This window comes from Streptomyces sp. KL116D, assembly GCF_030766975.1.
GTDB classification, from domain to species: domain Bacteria; phylum Actinomycetota; class Actinomycetes; order Streptomycetales; family Streptomycetaceae; genus Streptomyces; species Streptomyces longispororuber_A.
Window position 1 is genome coordinate 93,838 of the sequence record NZ_JASERH010000009.1, and the last position, 17,490, is coordinate 111,327.

A 17,490-nucleotide genomic window follows, 5' to 3' on the forward strand; every position below is an offset into this window, starting at 1 on the left:
CGACTTCGGGAGCCGATCTTGAACAGTCCCTGCCGCAACGTCTTCGTGCTCGGTCTCGACGAGGCCAACCTGCCGACCCTGAGCGCCGTCCCCGGCGCCCGTGACCTGCGCTTCCACCGCCTCCTCACGATCGAGGAACTCCAGCACGGCGAGGTGAGCGTGCCGGATCTCCTCGACCGGGCCTGCCGCACCCTGGACGGGTTCGACGGGACGGTCGACGCGATCGTCGGCTACTGGGACTTCCCGGTGAGCACGCTGGTGGCGCTGCTCGGCGAGCGGTACGGCACCCGGGCCCCGAGCCTGGAGTCCGTCGTCAAGTGCGAGCACAAGTACTGGAGCCGCCTCGTGCAGCGGGAGGTCGTCACCGAGCATCCGCGCTTCGGCCGCGTCGACCTCGACGCGGCCGACCCGCGCCCGCCGGACGGCGTCCGGTTCCCCCTGTGGGTCAAGCCGGCCCTGGCGTACTCCTCCGAACTCGCCTTCGGCGCGGGGGACATGGACGAGTTCCGTACGGCGGTGGACGCCGTCAAGAAGGGCATCCACCGGGTCGGCCGCCCCTTCGAGTACATCCTCGACCGGCTCGACCTGCCGTCGGAGATGGCCGGGGTCGGCGCCCAGGTGTGTCTGGCGGAGGAGTCGCTCAGCGGGGTCCAGGTCGCGGTCGAGGGCTATGTGCACGACGGCGAGGTCACCGTGTACGGGGTGCTCGACTCGATCAACTACCCCGACTCCACGAGCTTCCTGCGCCACCAGTACCCCTCGGCGCTGCCGGAGCCGGTGCAGCAGCGGCTGCGGGACGTGTCCGCGCGGGTGATGCGGCGGATCGGCTTCTCGGAGGCGACGTTCAGCATCGAGTTCTTCCACGACCCGGCGACGGACGAGATCGCGATCCTGGAGATCAACCCCCGCCACTCCCAGTCGCACGCCGAGCTGTTCCAGTTCGTCGACGGCGTCCCGAACCACCACTGCATGGTGGCCCTGGCCCTGGGCGAGGACCCGGCGCTGCCGCACCGCGAGGGCCCGTACGCGCTGGCCGCCAAGTGGTACTACCGCTGGTTCACCGACGGTGTCGTGCACGCGGTCCCGACGCCGGACGAGATCGCCCGCATCGAGGAGTCGATCCCCGGAGTGCGCGTCGACGTCGTCCCCGACGACGCCCAGCGGCTCTCCGACGTCGACCAGCAGGACAGCTACAGCTACGAGGTGGCGCACGTCTTCACCGGCGGCGACAGCGAGCGCGAGCTGCGCGAGAAGTACGACCGCTGCGTGGCCGCACTCCGTCTCGCCTTCGAGCGCACGAACGACCCCACGTCCTGAGAGAACCCATGCGACACGTAGAGAACCTCCCGCACGCCGTCAAGGAAGAGGATCACGTCACGATCCCGATGCCGGACGGCGTCCGCCTGTCCGCGCGCGTCTGGCGCCCGGTGTCGTCGGACACCGAGCCGGTGCCGGCCGTCCTGGAGTACATCCCGTACCGCAAACGGGACCTCAGTTCGGTGCGCGACTCGATGCACCACCTCTACATGGCCGGGCACGGCTATGCCTGCGTGCGCGTGGACCTGCGCGGCACCGGCGACTCCGAGGGCGTGCTCACCGACGAGTACCTGGAGCGTGAGCAGGCCGACGCGGAGGAGGTGCTCGCCTGGCTGGCCGGGCAGCCGTGGTGCGACGGGTCGACGGGGATGATGGGTCTCTCGTGGGGCGCGTTCGCCGCGCTCCAGGTGGCGGCCCGGCGCCCGCCCGGTCTCAAGGCGATCGTGATCTCGTCCTTCACGGACGACCGGTACGCCGACGACATGCACTACATGGGCGGCGCGCTGCTCTCCGACAACCTCGCCGAGGCGGGCACGATGTTCGCCTACTCCACCTGCCCACCGGATCCGGCCGTGGTCGGCGACCGCTGGCGGGAGATGTGGCACGAACGCCTGGCGGCGGTGTCGCCCTGGGTCCTCACCTGGCTGCGCCACCAGCGCCGCGACGCGTACTGGCGGCACGCCTCGGTGTGCGAGGACTACGCGGCCGTCCGCTGCCCGGTGCTCGCCTCCAGCGGCTGGGCCGACGGCTACTCGAACGCGGTGACCCGGCTCCTCGCCCGTCTGGACGTCCCCCGCAAGGGGCTGATCGGGCCGTGGTCCCACAAGTACCCGCACCTGGGCGAGCCGGGACCGGCCATCGGCTACCTCCAGGAGGTGGTGCGGTGGTGGGACCACTGGCTCAAGGGGGTCGACAACGGGGCGGCGGACGGTCCGATGCTGCGGACCTGGATGCAGGAGAGCGTGCCGCCGTCCACGTCGTACGAGGAGCGGCCGGGCCGCTGGGTCGACGAGCCGTCCTGGCCGTCCCCGCAGGTGCGTGAGACGCCGCTGGCCCTGCGCTCCCGCCGTCTGGTGCCGGACGGTGACACCGCCGAGGCGGCCGACCTCACGGTCCAGTCGCCGCTCTCCGTGGGCCAGTTCGCGGGGAAGTGGGCCTCGTACAACGCGCCGCCCGACCTGCCGTACGACCAGCGCGAGGAGGACGGCGGCTCCCTGGTCCACGAGTCGGACCCGCTGCCGGAGCGGCTGGAGATCCTCGGCTCGCCGCGGGTGGAGGTGGAGGTGAGCGCGGACCGCCCCGTGGCCATGGTCGTCGCGCGGCTGTCGGACGTGGCGCCCGACGGGCGGGCCACCCGCGTCAGCTACGGCGTCCTCAACCTGACCCACCGCGACGGCTCCGACGCCCCGTCGCCCCTCCGGCCGGGCCGGCGCTACCGGGCCACGGTCCACCTCAACGGGGTGGCCCAGGTCTTCCCGCCCGGCCACCGCATCCGGCTCTCCCTGTCCACGTCGTACTGGCCCCTGGTCTGGCCCCCGCCGCGGCCCACGCTCCTCACCGTGCACGAGAAGACGGGGCGGCTGGTGCTGCCGGTGCGCTCGGCGGCGGCGCAGGACGACCCGGACCCGTTCGGTCCGCCGGAGGGCACGACGCCCCTGACGACCACCCAGGTCACACCGCCCGAACAGCGCTGGGAGGTCACCCGCGACCTCGTCGACTACGGCCAGCGCCTCGACATCGTCAAGGACCGCGGCACGGTGCGCTTCGACGCCATCGGCCTCGACGTGGGCTGCCGCGCCCACGAGCGCTACACGTCGACGGCGGACGACTTCACGTCGCCGTCGGGCGACTCGACCTGGACGATGCGTTTCCGGCGCGCCGACTGGGACGTCGAGGTCCGCACCAGCACCACCTTGACCTGCGACGCCACCACGTTCTACGTCAACGCCACGCTCGACGCGTACGAGTCGGACCGCCGGGTCTTCTCGCGCACGTGGAACGAGGAGGTGCCCCGGGACGCCCTGTGAGGGGCGCCCCGCGAACGGTCCGAACGCGCTGCGTCGCTACCCGGCCCGGTGGATCGCCCCGTCACCGCCCCGCAGCGGCGCCCCGGTGCCGCCCCGCCGCACCGCCACGATCTCCGCCCCGATCGACACCGCCGTCTCCTCCGGCGTGCGCCCGCCCAGGTCGAGGCCGATCGGCGAGCGCAGCCTGGCCAGCTCCCGCTCCCCCACGCCCGCCTCGCGCAAGGCCCGCAGCCGGTCGTCGTGCGTGCGCCGGGAGCCCATCGCCCCGACGTAGGCGGCGGGCAGCCGCAGCGCGACCTCCAGCAGCGGCACGTCGAACTTGGCGTCGTGCGTGAGGACGCACAGCACCGTCCGCTCGTCCGTCGTGGTCGAGCGCAGATACCGGTCGGGCCAGTCGACGACGACCTCGTCCGCGTCGGGGAACCGCTCGGGCGTCGCGAACACACCGCGCGCGTCGCACAGCGTGACGTGGAACCCGAGCAGCTTGCCGACCCGCACCAGCGCCCCGGCGAAGTCGACGGCGCCGAACACGATCATCCGCGCGGGCGGCACGCTCGACTCCACGAACAGGGTCACGTCGCCACCGCACCGCGCCGAACTCTCCGGCACCTCGCAGATCCCGGTCCGCCCGAGGTCGAGCAGCGCCCTGGCCTGGGCGGCGAGCCCCGCGTCGTCAGCCGAGCCGAGGCTGCCCTCGTACGCGCCGTCGGGGCGGACGGCCAGCACCCCGCCGCCGCCCGCGAGGTCACCGGGCCCGTCGAGGATCCGGACCACCGCGACGGCCTCGCCGCGCGCCGCGACGGCGAGCGCCGACTCCACGGCCGTACGGGACGGGGAGCCGGCCAGGACGGGCACGACGACGACCTCCACGGACCCGCCGCAGGTCAGACCGACCGCGAACGCGTCGTCGTCGCTGTACCCGAACCGTTCCCTGCGCACCGTTCCGTCGCGCAGGGCGTCGGCGCACAGGTCGTACACCGCGCCTTCGACGCAGCCGCCGGAGACCGAGCCGACGGCCCGGCCGTCCGTGTCCACGGCGAGGGCCGCGCCGGGCGGGCGGGGTGCGCTGCCGCTCACCGAGACGACGGTGGCGACGGCGAACTCCCGGCCCTGCGCGGCCCATGCGCCGAGCTCGGCGGCGAGGTCAAGCATCGTGCCCGGCCCTGTCCGCCTCGGCGAGCAGCACCCGGTCGGGCCGGATCGGCAGGTGGCGCTGCCGGGCACCGGTCGCGTGCCACACCGCGTTGGCGATGGCGGCGGCGGTGCCCACGATGCCGATCTCGCCGACGCCCTTGATGCCGACGGGGTCGTCGGGGTCCTCGTCGGGCACCCAGTCGGCCTCGATGACGGGCACGTCGGCGTTCGCGGCGAAGTGGTAGCCCGCGAAGTCCGCGCCGACGTGGCTGCCGAACGTCTCGTCCCTGACCGCTTCCTCGTGCAGCGCCATGGACAGGCCCCAGGTCATGCCGCCGACCAACTGGCTGCGCGCGGTGAGGGGGTTGACGATGCGGCCCGCCGCGAAGACGCCGAGCAGCCGGGTGACCCGCACCTCGCCGGTGGTGACGTCGACGGCGACCTCGGCGAACTGGGCGCCGAACGCGTACCGCTCCTTCTGGGCGAGCTGCGCGATGAGTTCGGCGGTGTCGGTGGTGACCGTGACGCCGTCCGCCGGGATCTCCCCGCCGAGCAGGGTGAGTTGCTCGCGCAGGTCCCGGGCCGCGGCCATCACGGCCCAGCCCCAGGAGCGGGTGCCCATGGAGCCGCCCGCGACCCAGGCGGCGCCGAAGTCGCTGTCGGCGATACGGACGTGGACCCGCTCGGGCGCCGTGTCGAGCGCGTCGGCGGCGAGCACGGTGAGGGCGGTGCGCGCGCCGGTGCCGACGTCGGCCGCGGAGATCCGGACGGTGAAGGTGCCGTCGGGTTCGGCGGTCACGGACGCCGTGGAGGGCGCCGCGCCGGACGGGAAGGTGCAGGCGGCGACGCCGGTGCCGATCAGCCGGTTCCCCTCGCGGCGCACCCGCGGCCGGGGGTCGCGATCCGCCCAGCCGAACCGGCGGGCGCCCTCCTCGAAGCAGGCGAGCAGGTTACGGCTGCTGAACGGGAGGCCCGAGATCGGGCCCGCCGTCGGTTCGTTGCGCACGCGCAGCGCGATCGGGTCCATGCCGAGCTTCTCGGCGAGCTCGTCCATCGCCGACTCGACGGCGAACGAGCCGGGCGCCTCGCCGGGCGCGCGCATCCAGGTGGGCGTGCCGACGTCGGCGGGGACGACCCGGTCGACGCTGTGGTGGGCGACGGAGTCGTACATGGTGCGGCCGAACCCGGCGCTGCCCTCGACGAACTCGCGCAGGGTCGACGTCATCGACCGGTTCTCGTGCGCGAAGGCGCGCAGCCGTCCGTCCGCGTCGGCGCCGAGCCGCACCCGCTGGGCGGTGGGGCTGCGGTAGCCGGTGATCGCGAACACCTGACGGCGGGTCAGCGCGATCCGCACCGGGCGCTGCAGTTCGGTCGCGGCCATCACGGCGGCCACGTGGTGCGACCTGAGTCCCTTGGAGCCGAAGGCGCCGCCGACGTGCTCGGAGCGGACCCGGACGGCGGACAGGTCGAGGGAGAACAGGTTCGCCAGGTCGTCGGCGACCCACTTGCTGCCCTGGTTGGAGTCGAAGACCTCCAGGCGCCCGGCGTCCCAGCGCACGGTGACCGCGTGCGGCTCCATGGCGCTGTGGTGCTGCTCGGGCGTGGTGTACGCGGCGTCCAGCACGACGGTGGACGCGGCGAGTTCGGCCTCGACGTCGCCCTTGACGGTCTCCGCGTCCTGCGGGACGTACGCGCCCTCCTTGTCGGCGTCGAAGGAGACGTCGTGCGGCTCCTCGTCGTACGTCACGACGAGCGCCTCGGCGGCCTCCCTGGCCTGCTCGGGGGTCTCGGCGACGACGAGCGCGACGGGCCAGCCGGCGTGCGGCACCCGGTCGTGCTGGAAGACCTCGACGATCGGGTCGGGGCGGCCGAGCGCGCCGATGACGTCGTCCTTCACCCGTGGCGCGTTGCCGTGGTGCAGCACGCTCAGCACGCCGGGCAGCGCCCGCACGGCGGCGTCGTCGATCGCCCGGATGCGGCCGCGCGCGATCGTCGACAGCACCAGCCAGCCGTGGGCGAGTTCGGTGAACGGGATCTCGCTCGCGTAGCGGGCCGCGCCGGTCACCTTGTCGCGGCCCTCGATCCGGGTGCGTGCGACGCCGACCGCGTCCGGTTTCGCCGTGGTGGTCATCGGGCGCCCTCCGGTCCGTGCTGTTCGAGTTCGGTGAGCAGTGCCACGACGAGATTGCGGATCAGCGGCACCTTGTACGTGTTCTGGGACAGCGGTTCGGCCGCGGCGAGTTCGGCGTCGGCCGCGGCCGCGTAGGCGTCGGCGTCGGCGGGGCCGCCGATCAGCGCCCGCTCGGCGGCGCCGGCCCGCCAGGGCCGGGACGCGACCGCGCCGAACGCGAGCCGCGCGTCGCGCACGACGCCGTCCTGTACGTCGAGGGCGGCGGCCACGGAGCCGACCGCGAAGGCGTACGAGGCGCGCTCGCGGACCTTGCGGTAGCGGGAGTGCGCGGCGACGGGGGCCGCGGGCAGCGTGACGCCGGTGATGAGCGCGCCGGCGGGCAGCGCGGTCTCCAGGTGCGGGGTGTCGCCGACGGGTCGGTAGAAGTCGGCGAGCGCCAACTCCCCGCTTCCGGAGGCGGTTTCGTACGTCACGACGGCGTCGAACGCGGCGAGTGCGACGCCCATGTCGGACGGGTGCACGGCCACGCAGTGCTCGCTCGCGCCGAGGACGGCGCCGTTGCGGTGCTCCCCGGCCACGGCCGGGCAACCACTGCCGGGGACCCGCTTGTTGCACGGCTTGCCGATGTCGGTGAAGTAGCCGCAGCGGGTGCGCTGGAGCAGATTGCCGCCGACGGTCGCCATGTTGCGCAGCTGACCGGAGGCGCCGGCGAGCACGGCCTGCGCCAACGCCGGGTAGCGGCGCCGCACTTCGGGGTGCGCGGCGAGGTCGCTGTTGGTGACGGTGGCCCCGATCCGCAGCCCGCCGTCCGCTGTCGGCTCGACGCGGTCCAGGGGCAGTTCCCGTACGTCGACGAGGCGCGCGGGACGCTCGACGCCCGCCTTCATCAGGTCGACGAGATTGGTGCCGCCGCCGAGGTACCGCGCCTCGGGGTCGCCGCCGAGGACCGCCACGGCGCCCGGCACGTCGAGTGCCCGCTCGTATCCGAACTCCCTCACGCCACCTGCTCCTTCGCACCGTCAGTGGTCTGCGCCGCGGCCCGGGTGACGGCCTGCACGATCGACACGTACGCGCCGCAGCGGCACAGGTTCCCGCTCATCCGCTCCCTGATCTCCTCCGGGGTGAGGGGTGGCGGCCCGGCCTCGGGCCGGACGTCGTCGGTCGCGGCGGACGGCCAGCCCGCCGCGTGCTCCTCCAGGACGGCGAGGGCCGAGCAGATCTGGCCCGGCGTGCAGTAGCCGCACTGGAATCCGTCGAGTTCGAGGAACGCCTGCTGCACCGGGTGCAGCCGGTCGCCCTCGGCGACGCCCTCGATGGTGGTGATCTCCCGGCCTTCGGCGGCGACCGCGAGCTGGAGACAGGACACGGCCCTGCGCCCGTCGACGAGGACGGTGCAGGCACCGCACTGCCCCTGGTCGCAGCCCTTCTTGGTGCCGGTCAGGTCGAGCCGCTCGCGCAGGGCGTCGAGCAGCGTGGTGCGGTGATCGACGGGCAGGGTGTGCTTCTCCCCGTTGATGTTCAGGGTGACGGCGCTGGACGTGGACGTCTCGGCCGGGGACATGAGCAGCCTTCTTTCGCGTGTCTCGTGCGAGGAGAATCGGCGCTGTACGGAGGGGGCGGGGGCGGCCTCGGCATGGGCCCTGGCCGCGTACGCCGCTATGGTGGACAGATCTGAACGGACAGGTGTCCGGTTTACGGTTCACGAACGTAGTGGACAACTGTCCGCCTAGCAAGGACGTTTCCGAGCCACGGCCGAAGGAGGACGCGTGGGGCACCCGAAGAAGCCGGCGCTCCGCTCCGACGCGCAGCGCAACCGCGAGCGCATCCTCGAGGTGGCCCTGGCCGAACTGACGCACTCGGCGGACGCTCCGTTGAGCGCGATCGCGAAGAAGGCGGGCGTCGGACAGGGCACGTTCTACCGCAACTTCCCCAGCCGGGAGGCGCTCGTCCTCGAGGTGTACCGGTACGAGGTACAACAAGTCGCCGACACGGCGGCCCAGTTGCTGTGCACCCGGCCGCCGGAGGTGGCGCTGCGCGAGTGGATGGACCGGCTCGCGCAGTACGCGATGGCGAAGGCCGGCCTCGCGGACGCGCTGCGCGAGGCGACGGCCGCCCGCGGCACGATGAAGAGCCTGGCCCACGGCCCGCTCACGGAGGCCGTCACGCTGCTGCTGACCGCGAACGAGAAGGCGGGCACGCTCCGCCCCGGCGTCACCCCCGACGACTTCATGCTGGCGATCGGCGGCCTCTGGCTGATCGACCCGCACGGCGACTGGCAGTCCCGCGCGGGCCGCCTCCTGGACCTGGTGATGGACGGCCTGCGAGCGGGAGCGCCAGGGCCTCCGGCGGACGCATAAGGACTCGGCTCCGATGTCCGGCGACCGCTGCGTGGGGGCGTGGGACCGTGCCGTCTCCGGCGTACGGCACGTGGCGGGGCTCCGGGTTCGGACGCGGGCGGGGCTACGGGTTCAGGCACGGTCGGATGCCCGGTTCACGCGCGGGCGGGGCTACGGGTTCAGGCACGGGCGGATGCCCGGTTCACGCACGGGCGGGCGGGTGCCCGCCCAGCCGCTACGACCGCTTGCGCGGCTTTCCGCGCTTGGGGGTGGGCTTGCCGGCCTTGCCGCCCTGGGGCCGTCCGCCCTGGCGGCGGGCGGGCTGGGCCGTGCCCTGCTTGGGACGGGCGGGCTTGCGGGGGGACGCGGCCGCACCCCGCTTGCCCTTGTCCTTCTCGGCCGGGGCCTGGGTACGGCCGCGGGAGCTGTTCACCGTGCGGCCGCGCACGATGCCGATGAAGTCGTCGACCTGGTCGGTGGTCCGTTCCTCCGGCCAGACGAGCGCCACGCTCGACTCGGGCGCGTCGGTGACCGTCCGGTAGGTGAGGTCGCGGCGGTGGTGCAGCCGGGCGAGGGACTGCGGCACCACGAGCAGGCCCACGCCCGCGGCGACCAGCTCGACGGCGTCGGCGGTACGGGCGGGGCGCTCGAAGGCGGCCTGTCCGGGGAGGCTCTCCCACTCCAGGACGTCGTCGAGCGGATGCTGCACGATCTCGTCGGCGAGGTCCGCGAGCGTGACCTCCTCGACGGCGGCCACCACGTGGTCCTTGGGAACCACGACCACGGTCGTCTCCGTGTAGAGGGAGATCGCGCTGAAGTACGTGCGGTCCACGGGCAGCCGCACCAGACCGGCGTCGGCGTCACCGCGCCGCAGCACGTCCGCCACCTCCGCGGCGTCCACCGGGACGAGGGTGAGCCGGACGTCGGGCTGCCGCTCGTTCCAGATCCGCACCCATTTGGCGGGGGTGGCTCCGGGAACGTACGCGAGCCGGAACTCAGGGGTCGCCGCGGGGGTCTTTTCCGTGCCTGTCACGCCGCAAGGCTACCCGCCGTGGTCGGACCTCTCCGCCGCGCTGGATACCCTTGACCTCATGAGTTCGCACCAGACCGCCCAGTCCATGAAGCCCGCCACCGCGGCGAAGAAGCTGGGTGTGTACCTCGAGGCCACGCCCGCCGAGTTCCGGGACGGCGTCGTCACGCGCGCCGAGCTGGCCGCGCTGCAGGCCGACCCGCCCCAGTGGCTCGTCGACCTGCGGGCCGCCGGCCCGCACCCGCGCCCGGTGGTCGCGGGCAAGCTGGGCATCTCCATCGCGGGCCTGGCCCGCGGCGGCGTGACCGAGCCCCTGACCACGGAGCAGATCGAGGCGCTCAAGGCCGAGAACCCCCGGTGGCTGCAGGAGGAGCGGGACACCCAGGCGGAGGTCCGCAAGGAGACCGTCCGCATCAAGAAGAAGCACGCGGAGGAGGCGGAGCGCCGGGCGCAGCGGTCCGAGGACTGACGACCGCCGCGACGCGCTCGGTCCCGCACGCACGCTGAGCGAGGACGGCCGGACCCCCTGGGGCCCGGCCGTCTTTTCGTGCGCGCGACGCCCTCCGTACGGGGCGTGCTCCCTCACGCGGGGGCACGCTCACCCGCCCGCATCAGACCTCGGCCGACTCCCGCACCGCGCCCACCCGGGGCGCGTCCCGTCGCAGCCCCAGCACGCCCGCCACCACCAGCGCCGCGCACACCGTGCCGGACGCCGCGGGCCAGCCGCCGAGGGTGAGCAGGGGCGCCGCGAGCCCGGCGCCGAGGGCGCCCGCCAGGAAGTACAGGAGCAGATAGACACCGCTGAGGCTGCCGCCGCGGCGCGGGTCGACGGCGAGGATGCGGGTCTGGTTCGCGGCCTGCGCGGTGAAGCAGCCCGCGTCGAGCAGCGCGAGCCCCGTCACGGTGACCACCGGCCGGTCGAGGCCGGTGCAGAGCAGCGCCGCCCCGGCGGCGGCCACGGCCATGCTCGCCCGGACGACGGCGCGCGGCGTGTACCGGTCGCCGAGCCGGCCGGCCACCGGCAGCGCGGCGAAGCCGAGCGCCCCGGCGAGGCTGTAGAGGCCGATGGTGGCGGAGTCGAGGGCGTACGGCGGCTGCGCGAGCCGCACGGTGAGCGCGACCCAGACGAGGCTGAAGGCGAAGTACCAGAGGCTGCCGTTCAGGACCGCGCGGCGCAGCGTCCCGTAGCGGCGCAGCAGTCCCGGGAGCGCGGCGAGGGTGGCGAGATAGCCGCCCGTGGGTGCGGGCCGCTCCCCCGGCAGCCGCCACCACGCCGCGCCCGCGCACGCCAGGACGAGCCCGGCGAACGCGAGCAGCATCCCGCGCCAGCCGAGCGCGTCGGCGAGCGCCCCGCCGACCAGCCGGCTGAGCAGGATCCCGGCGGACATCCCGGCGGCGACGAGCGCGACGGCGGCGCCGCGCCGCTCCTCCCGGGCCCCGCGCCCCGCGATGGTCGACGCCATCGCGCTCACACTCGCCCCCGCGCCGACGAGCACGTAGGCGACGAGGAGCGTCCCGAGGCCGTGGGCGAGCGAGGCCAGGACCAGGCCGGTGGCGAGCAGCAGCAGTTGTCCCGTGACGAGGCGACGGGGTGCCGCCCGGTCCGCGAGGGGCAGCAGGAAGGCGAAGCCCGCGATGCATCCGGCGAGCGCGGCCGTGGTGACGAGTCCGATGGCGGCCGCGGTGGTGCCGGTGTCGCGGGCGACGTCGCCGAGGGCGGGCTGGACGGCGTAGTTGTTGGCGAGCGCCGTCCCGGCGATGCAGGCGAGCAGTCCCGCACGGGCGCGCCGCCGGTTCACGGCGCCTCGCCGCGCACCAGGACGACGGCGTAACGGCAGTCCTGCTCGGTGGAGTTGACGAAGACGCAGGGTGCGGGGGCGCCGAGCTCGACGGTGTCCCCCGCGGCCAGTTCGTGGACCGTCTCCCCCTCGCGGAAGGTCAGCCGGCCGTCGAGCACCCAGATGATCTGCCGGTGGAAGGCGAACGCGGCGGCGGGGTAGGGCACTTCGGCCCCGGCGGGCAGCCGGATCTCCGCCACCTCGGCGGGGAAGCCGGGCCCCGACACCTGCCGTCGCACGTATCCGGTCTCCGGATCGAGCCACTGCGGCGCCGCGCCCGCACGCCGTACGCGCTCCGCGTCGGCCGCCGCCTCCCCCTCCGGGTCCAGCAGCGTGGCGACGCTCAGCCGGAAGGCGGCCGACAGCTTGCCCAGGACCACCGCCGTCGGGTTGCTCTCGCCCCGCTCGATCCGGTTGATCATCGCCTTCGACACCCCGGACGCCTCGGCCAGCTCCGCGAGGGTCCAGCGGCGCCCGTCCCGCTCGGCTCGGATGCGGGAGCCGATGCGCTTCACCAGAGGGTCTACTATATTGGACATGAATCCAATATACGAGACCGCCGACGCCCGGGTGCGGGCGGTGACGATCCGCCCGGCACACGCCGCCGATCTGGACGCCGTGCTCGCGATCCGCAACCACGCCATCGAGCACGGCACGGCGCTGTGGACGGACACGCCCCAGTCCCGCGACGAGGGCGCGGCGTGGCTGGCCGCGCACCTGGCGCGGGGTTCGGCGTACGTGGCGGAGTGCGCGGCCTCGGTCGTCGGGTTCGGGGTCTACGGCCCCTGGAAGGACTACTCCGGATTCCGGCACACGGTCGAGAACTCGGTCTACGTCGCCGAGGGGCAGCACGGCCGGGGCATCGGCGCGGCCCTCCTCGGCACGCTGATCACGTCCGCCGAGGCGGCCGGCCTGCACGTCATGATCGCGGGCATCGAGTCCGGCAACGCGGCCTCGGTCCGCCTGCACGAGCGGCACGGCTTCGAGCACGCGGGCACGGTGCGCGAGGTGGGCACGAAGTTCGGCCGCTGGCTCGATCTGACCCTGATGCGGCGGCAGTTGGGCTGACCGGCCGCACGCCCGGAGGGAGCCGCGGCCGCGCGGCGGGCGGCCTCAGCCCTTGACCGACTCCACGATCCGCCGGGCGGCCTCGGCCGGGGTGAGGTGCGTCGTGTCGACGACCTCCGCGTCGGCGTGCAGCCAGGTGCGGGCCGCCTCCGCGTAGGGCTCCAGGTGCCGGAACCGGAAGGGCCCGGGAGGCACGACGGTGTCGTTCTCGATGCGGGCGCGGAGCGTGTCCTGGTCGGCGTGGAGGACGAAGTGCCGCACCTCGATGCCGTGCCCCGCGAGGCCCTCGCCGATCTCGCGCCAGTACTCCTCGACCAGGACGGTCATGGGCATCACGAGGGTGCCGCCGGTGTAGTCGAGGATGCGGCGGGCGGTCTCGACGACGAGCGGCCGCCACGGCGGCCAGTGCTGGAAGTTGTCCGTCGCGGGCAGTCCGGGCTTGATGTCCATGAGCGTCTCGCCGACCTTCTCGGCGTCGAACACCTGTGAGTCCGGGAGCAGTTGCTGCACCAGCGCGCTGGTCGTCGTCTTGCCCGCGCCATGGGTTCCGTTGAGCCATACGATCATGGCGCTCCACCCTACTCACGCCGGAGCTCCAGCATCCCTTCATCGTTCATGTAGACGAACAACGATCACATACATAGCCATTGACGTGGTCACGGCAACAGCTCTAGCGTGCCGAAGAAAGGGCTTTCCCTCCCTGATTATGGCGCCCCCGGGCGTCCTCGTTCACGGATTCGAACCAGAACTCGACCAGTCCTGTTCACGCACGCATCTGGAGACGAACGATGAAGTCACGAGCCGCGAGACCCGTCATCAGCATCGCGTCCGCCGGTCTCCTTGCCGGCACCCTCGTCGCCCTGGCCGGCCCCTCGGCCCAGGCCGCGACGACCCGCTACGAAGCCGAGTCCGCGCCCGCGGTGTGCACCGGAGCCGTCGAGACCGAGTGGTCCGGCTACTCGGGCAGCGGATTCTGCAACGCCACCAACTCCACCAGTGGATACGCCCAGTTCACCGTGTCCGCGTCCGCGGCGGGCACGGCGACCCTGAGCATCCGGTTCGCCAACGGCACCACCACCGCGCGGCCCGCGAACGTCGTGGTCAACGGATCGACCGTGGCATCGGCGTCCTTCGAGGGCACCGGCACCTGGACCGGCTGGACGACGAAGACGCTGACCGTCCCGGTGACCGCGGGCAGCAACACGATCCGGCTGACCCCGACCACCGCGAACGGCCTGCCCAACGTCGACTACGCCGACGTGGAGACCTCCGGCTCCACCACACCGCCCACCAGCGGCGCCCTCTACGTCTCCCCCGGCGGCACCGACGGCGCGGCGGGCACGATCGACGCCCCGACCACCCTCGCCTCGGCGATCGGCCGGGTCGCCGCGGGCGGCACGATCTACCTGCGCGGCGGCACGTACGCGTACGGATCGACGATCACCGTCCCCGCCGGGAACAACGGCACCTCCGCCGCCCGGACCACCCTCGCCGCCTACCAGGGCGAGAAGCCGGTCCTCAACTTCTCCGCGCAGAGCGAGAGTTCGTCCAACCGGGGGCTCCAACTGTTCGGCAACTACTGGCGCGTGTACGGCGTCACCGTCGAGCACGCCGGTGACAACGGTATCTACGTCGGCGGCAGCCACAACGTCATCGAGCGCACGGTGACCCGCTTCAACCGGGACACCGGCCTCCAGCTCGGCCGCACCGCCTCCTCGACGCCCGCCGCCGACTGGCCGTCCGACAACCTGATCCTGAGCGCCGAGTCGCACGACAACGCCGACTCCGACGGCGAGGACGCCGACGGCTTCGCCGCGAAGCTCACCACCGGCACCGGGAACGTCTTCCGCTACGCCGTCTCGCACAACAACATCGACGACGGCTGGGACCTGTACACGAAGTCGGACACGGGCGCGATCGGCCCGGTCACCGTCGAGGACTCCCTCGCCTACGGCAACGGCACCCTCAGCGACGGCTCGCAGGCCGGCAACGGCGACCGCAACGGCTACAAGCTGGGCGGCGAGGACATCGCCGTCAACCACGTCGTGCGGCGCAGCTTCGCGGTGAAGAACGGCAAGCACGGCTTCACCTGGAACAGCAACCCGGGCTCGATGACGGTCTCCGCGAACGTCAGCGTCGACAACGGAGAGCGCAACTTCAGCTTCGACGGCGGCAGTTCGGTCTTCCGCGACAACACGTCGTGCCGAAGCTCCAGCGGCACGAACGACCGGATCATCGGCAACTCCGACAGCTCGAACCAGTTCTGGTCCGGGTCGAACGGCTCCCGCTGCTCCTCCTACGCGGGCGCCCTCGGCTGGTCGTTCGCGTCGGACGGCCGGCTCGTGGTGACGTTCGGCGGCAGCCAGGTCACCCCGTAACCCGCGCGCGTGTGCCACCGCCCGCGTAGGCGGTGGCACACGCGTGGCCAGATTCTTTCCCTTCGTGGCCATCTGGCCAGTGACGGGTGAGCGGTCCGGCCGCGCACGATCGGGGCATGAGATTCCTCTGGGTCTTCGCCCATCCCGAACCGCGCTCCCTGAACGCCGCCCTGATGCGTGACGCGCTGAGCACCCTGGACGGGCTCGGCCACGAGACGCGTACGTCCGACCTGTACGCGATGAAGTGGAAGGCGGTCGTCGACGCCGACGACTTCGGGGGTGAACCCGCCGACGGCGAGCGGCTGTTCGTCGGGGCGGCGCAGGAGCAGGCGTACGCGTCGGGCGCGCTGAGCGAGGACATCAGGTCCGAGCTCGACAAGCTCGCGTGGGCCGACGTCGTCGTCCTGCACTTCCCCCTGTGGTGGTTCGGTCCGCCCGCCATCCTCAAGGGCTGGCTCGACCGCGTCCTGGTCCAGGGCGTCGGCTTCGGCGTCAAGGACGGGGCGGGCCGCACCCGCCGCTACGGCGACGGCGGTCTCGCCGGGAAGCGCGCCCTGATCGTCACGTCGGTGGGCGCCCGCCCGTCCGGATTCGGCCCGCGCGGCATCCACGGCTCGCTGGACGAGGTGCTGTTCCCGCTGCTGCACGGCACGTTCTGGTACACGGGGATGGCGCCCCTCGACCCGTTCGTCGTGTACGGGGCGGACCGCCACACCCCGGCGGAGTACGCCCGCACGGCCGACGCGCTCCGCGCCCGGCTGCGTGCCCTGCCGACGGCCGAGCCGCTGCGCTACCGCCGGGAGGGCGGCGGCGATTACGACGAGGACCTCGTCCTGCGGCCCGGCCTGGCCCCCGGCCGGACCGGCCTCGGCATCCACCGGGCGGCCGGCCCGTCGGGGGCGGGCGGGGCGGTCAGGCCGCCGGCTGCTCCACGGCCGCCGGGGAGAGCGGGATCGGCGTGAACATCGCGGGCTCCTCGTCCGGAGTGAGCGCGGTCGGGCCGTACACCCAGTCGGTGAACGCGTAGTCGTGGGTGTCCCGGGCCCGCAGGATCGCGTTGCGCCGCAGCCGCGCCTCCCCGTCGAGGTGCCACAGCTCGCCCCAGGCGCGGGCCGTGGTCTGCACCCGCCGGCAGTGCTCCACGCGGACCGCCTCGTACGCGACCAGCGCACCGTCCCAGTCCGGTTCGGTGCCGGCCGGGGTGGCCTCGGCCAGCCGGGCGTAGTGCTGCGCGAGCACCCAGCCGTCCTCGATCGCCATGATCGCGCCCTGTGCCATGTACTGGAGCGGCGGGTGCGCGGCGTCGCCGAGCAGGGCGATCCGGCCGTGCACCCAGGTCTCGATCGGATCGCGGTCGAACATCCGCCACCAGCGGTCCCGCCACATCAGCGGGATGCCCACGCCGACCGTCTCGCAGCTGCCCTCGAAGGCGGCGTCCAGCTCGTCGGGGGTGCCCCAGTCCGCCTCGCCCGCCAGGGCCTTGGGCGACTCGAACACGGCGACCTGGTTGAACATATCGCCGCCGCGCAGCGCGTACTGGACGAAGTGGCGGCGCGGGCCGACGTAGACGGTGACGTCGTGCTCCGCGATGCCGTTGTCCTTGACCTCCTCGATCGGGACGGCCGCGCGGTAGGCCACGTAGGACGAACTGACCACGTCGTCGCCGATCAGCTGCTGCCGGGCCACGGAGTGCAGTCCGTCGGCGGCGACGACCAGCGGGGCGGTCTCGGTCCTGCCGTCCTTCAGCAGGACCCGGGCGCCGCCCTCGGTGTTCTCGTAGCCGACGACGACCTGGTCGTTCAGCAGCTCGACCCCGGCCCGCTCGCAGGCCCGCAGGAAGATGCCGTGCAGGTCGCTGCGGTGGATGACCATGTACGGGAAGCCGTAGCGGCGTTCGAGGTCGCGCAGGTCGAGGCGGGTCAGTACCTCGGAGTCGACCGCGTCCCGCATCACCATGTTCTCCGGGACGACGCCCAGCGACTTGGCCTCGTCGAGGAGTCCGTAGTCGGCGAGGATGCGGGTGCAGTTGGGCGCGATCTGCAGGCCGGCGCCGACCTCGCCGTACTCCGGGGCCTGTTCGAGGACGCGGACCCGAAGTCCCTGGCGGGACAGGGCGTAGGCGGTGCTGAGGCCGCCGATGCCGCCGCCGACCACGAGGACGTCCGGTTGTCCGGCGGGCGTGGGTTCAGGGTTCATGAGGCTGTTCCTTGCGTGTGCGGGGCGGACCCCGG

The 17,490-nt window shown here is 73.3% G+C and carries 16 protein-coding genes; 7 read left to right on the plus strand and 9 right to left on the minus strand.

Annotated features, from left to right (window positions below; translation table 11 throughout):
• Nucleotides 1-18 precede the first annotated feature (18 nt).
• Nucleotides 19-1,317 (plus strand): acetyl-CoA carboxylase biotin carboxylase subunit family protein, encoded by a 1,299-nt coding sequence (locus RBJ77_RS02860; RefSeq protein ID WP_372343513.1) that lies wholly within the window; start codon nt 19-21, stop codon nt 1,315-1,317.
• Between the two features lie 8 nt (nt 1,318-1,325).
• The gene (locus tag RBJ77_RS02865) at nt 1,326-3,344 is read left to right on the plus strand and encodes a CocE/NonD family hydrolase (protein WP_372343514.1); all 2,019 of its coding nucleotides are present in this window, start codon (nt 1,326-1,328) and stop codon (nt 3,342-3,344) included.
• A 36-nt stretch (nt 3,345-3,380) separates the two neighbouring features.
• Here the strand turns inward: RBJ77_RS02865 and RBJ77_RS02870 are convergent, their stop codons facing one another.
• Genes RBJ77_RS02870 through RBJ77_RS02885 form a run of 4 tightly spaced genes read right to left on the minus strand, consistent with a single transcriptional unit; the run spans nt 3,381 to nt 8,170 of the window.
• The gene (locus RBJ77_RS02870) at nt 3,381-4,496 is read right to left on the minus strand and encodes an XdhC family protein (protein ID WP_372343515.1); all 1,116 of its coding nucleotides are present in this window, start codon (nt 4,494-4,496) and stop codon (nt 3,381-3,383) included.
• Nucleotides 4,489-6,609, minus strand: a complete 2,121-nt coding sequence (locus RBJ77_RS02875; RefSeq protein WP_372343516.1) for a xanthine dehydrogenase family protein molybdopterin-binding subunit — start codon at nt 6,607-6,609, stop codon at nt 4,489-4,491. The genes RBJ77_RS02870 and RBJ77_RS02875 overlap by 8 nt, the downstream gene beginning before the upstream one ends.
• On the minus strand, nt 6,606-7,607 hold the full coding sequence (locus tag RBJ77_RS02880) for a xanthine dehydrogenase family protein subunit M (protein ID WP_372343517.1): 1,002 nt from the start codon (nt 7,605-7,607) through the stop codon (nt 6,606-6,608). The genes RBJ77_RS02875 and RBJ77_RS02880 overlap by 4 nt, the downstream gene beginning before the upstream one ends.
• Nucleotides 7,604-8,170, minus strand: a complete 567-nt coding sequence (locus RBJ77_RS02885; protein WP_372343518.1) for a (2Fe-2S)-binding protein — start codon at nt 8,168-8,170, stop codon at nt 7,604-7,606. The genes RBJ77_RS02880 and RBJ77_RS02885 overlap by 4 nt, the downstream gene beginning before the upstream one ends.
• A gap of 205 nt (nt 8,171-8,375) precedes the next feature.
• On the opposite strand from RBJ77_RS02885, the gene RBJ77_RS02890 reads away from it, so the two are divergent.
• Nucleotides 8,376-8,966 (plus strand): TetR/AcrR family transcriptional regulator, encoded by a 591-nt coding sequence (locus tag RBJ77_RS02890; RefSeq protein WP_372343519.1) that lies wholly within the window; start codon nt 8,376-8,378, stop codon nt 8,964-8,966.
• A 214-nt stretch (nt 8,967-9,180) separates the two neighbouring features.
• Here RBJ77_RS02890 and RBJ77_RS02895 read toward each other — a convergent pair whose 3' ends face one another.
• Nucleotides 9,181-9,978 carry a LysR family transcriptional regulator substrate-binding protein gene (locus tag RBJ77_RS02895; protein WP_372343520.1) on the minus strand — a complete coding sequence of 266 codons (798 nt, stop codon included), beginning with the start codon at nt 9,976-9,978 and terminating at the stop codon, nt 9,181-9,183.
• A gap of 58 nt (nt 9,979-10,036) precedes the next feature.
• Between RBJ77_RS02895 and RBJ77_RS02900 the strand changes: the two genes are divergently transcribed.
• Nucleotides 10,037-10,444 carry a DUF5997 family protein gene (locus RBJ77_RS02900; protein ID WP_372343521.1) on the plus strand — a complete coding sequence of 136 codons (408 nt, stop codon included), beginning with the start codon at nt 10,037-10,039 and terminating at the stop codon, nt 10,442-10,444.
• Nucleotides 10,445-10,586: 142 nt separating this feature from the next.
• On the opposite strand, the gene RBJ77_RS02905 is transcribed toward RBJ77_RS02900, so the two are convergent.
• Together RBJ77_RS02905 and RBJ77_RS02910 are read right to left on the minus strand one after the other, a co-directional pair.
• Entirely contained in the window at nt 10,587-11,774 is a 1,188-nt protein-coding gene (locus tag RBJ77_RS02905) for an MFS transporter (RefSeq protein WP_372343522.1), read from the minus strand.
• On the minus strand, nt 11,771-12,352 hold the full coding sequence (locus RBJ77_RS02910; RefSeq protein WP_372343523.1) for a helix-turn-helix domain-containing protein: 582 nt from the start codon (nt 12,350-12,352) through the stop codon (nt 11,771-11,773). Before RBJ77_RS02910 ends, RBJ77_RS02905 begins: the two co-directional genes overlap by 4 nt.
• Between RBJ77_RS02910 and RBJ77_RS02915 the strand changes: the two genes are divergently transcribed.
• Entirely contained in the window at nt 12,351-12,881 is a 531-nt protein-coding gene (locus RBJ77_RS02915; RefSeq protein ID WP_372343524.1) for an N-acetyltransferase family protein, read from the plus strand. The two genes, RBJ77_RS02910 and RBJ77_RS02915, sit on opposite strands and share 2 nt — an antisense overlap.
• A gap of 45 nt (nt 12,882-12,926) precedes the next feature.
• On the opposite strand, the gene RBJ77_RS02920 is transcribed toward RBJ77_RS02915, so the two are convergent.
• Entirely contained in the window at nt 12,927-13,448 is a 522-nt protein-coding gene (locus RBJ77_RS02920) for an ATP-binding protein (RefSeq protein ID WP_372343525.1), read from the minus strand.
• 221 nt (nt 13,449-13,669) lie between these two features.
• Between RBJ77_RS02920 and RBJ77_RS02925 the strand changes: the two genes are divergently transcribed.
• Nucleotides 13,670-15,259, plus strand: a complete 1,590-nt coding sequence (locus RBJ77_RS02925) for a CBM35 domain-containing protein (protein WP_372343526.1) — start codon at nt 13,670-13,672, stop codon at nt 15,257-15,259.
• 116 nt (nt 15,260-15,375) lie between these two features.
• On the plus strand, nt 15,376-16,221 hold the full coding sequence (locus tag RBJ77_RS02930) for an NAD(P)H-dependent oxidoreductase (RefSeq protein WP_372343527.1): 846 nt from the start codon (nt 15,376-15,378) through the stop codon (nt 16,219-16,221).
• Here RBJ77_RS02930 and RBJ77_RS02935 read toward each other — a convergent pair.
• A complete protein-coding gene (locus RBJ77_RS02935) occupies nt 16,172-17,455 on the minus strand; it encodes an FAD-dependent oxidoreductase (RefSeq protein WP_372343528.1) in 1,284 nt (427 codons plus the stop codon). The genes RBJ77_RS02930 and RBJ77_RS02935 overlap by 50 nt on opposite strands.
• Nucleotides 17,456-17,490 lie beyond the last annotated feature (35 nt).

Coding starts and splice junctions, on each gene's coding strand:
- RBJ77_RS02925 (WP_372343526.1), top strand. CDS start 13,670: ATGAAGTCACGAGCCGCGAGACCCGTCATCAGCATCGCGTCCGCCGGT.
- RBJ77_RS02935 (WP_372343528.1), bottom strand. CDS start 17,455: ATGAACCCTGAACCCACGCCCGCCGGACAACCGGACGTCCTCGTGGTC.
- RBJ77_RS02870 (WP_372343515.1), bottom strand. CDS start 4,496: ATGCTTGACCTCGCCGCCGAGCTCGGCGCATGGGCCGCGCAGGGCCGG.
- RBJ77_RS02930 (WP_372343527.1), top strand. CDS start 15,376: ATGAGATTCCTCTGGGTCTTCGCCCATCCCGAACCGCGCTCCCTGAAC.
- RBJ77_RS02915 (WP_372343524.1), top strand. CDS start 12,351: ATGAATCCAATATACGAGACCGCCGACGCCCGGGTGCGGGCGGTGACG.
- RBJ77_RS02885 (WP_372343518.1), bottom strand. CDS start 8,170: ATGTCCCCGGCCGAGACGTCCACGTCCAGCGCCGTCACCCTGAACATC.
- RBJ77_RS02920 (WP_372343525.1), bottom strand. CDS start 13,448: ATGATCGTATGGCTCAACGGAACCCATGGCGCGGGCAAGACGACGACC.
- RBJ77_RS02875 (WP_372343516.1), bottom strand. CDS start 6,609: ATGACCACCACGGCGAAACCGGACGCGGTCGGCGTCGCACGCACCCGG.
- RBJ77_RS02865 (WP_372343514.1), top strand. CDS start 1,326: ATGCGACACGTAGAGAACCTCCCGCACGCCGTCAAGGAAGAGGATCAC.
- RBJ77_RS02910 (WP_372343523.1), bottom strand. CDS start 12,352: ATGTCCAATATAGTAGACCCTCTGGTGAAGCGCATCGGCTCCCGCATC.
- RBJ77_RS02900 (WP_372343521.1), top strand. CDS start 10,037: ATGAGTTCGCACCAGACCGCCCAGTCCATGAAGCCCGCCACCGCGGCG.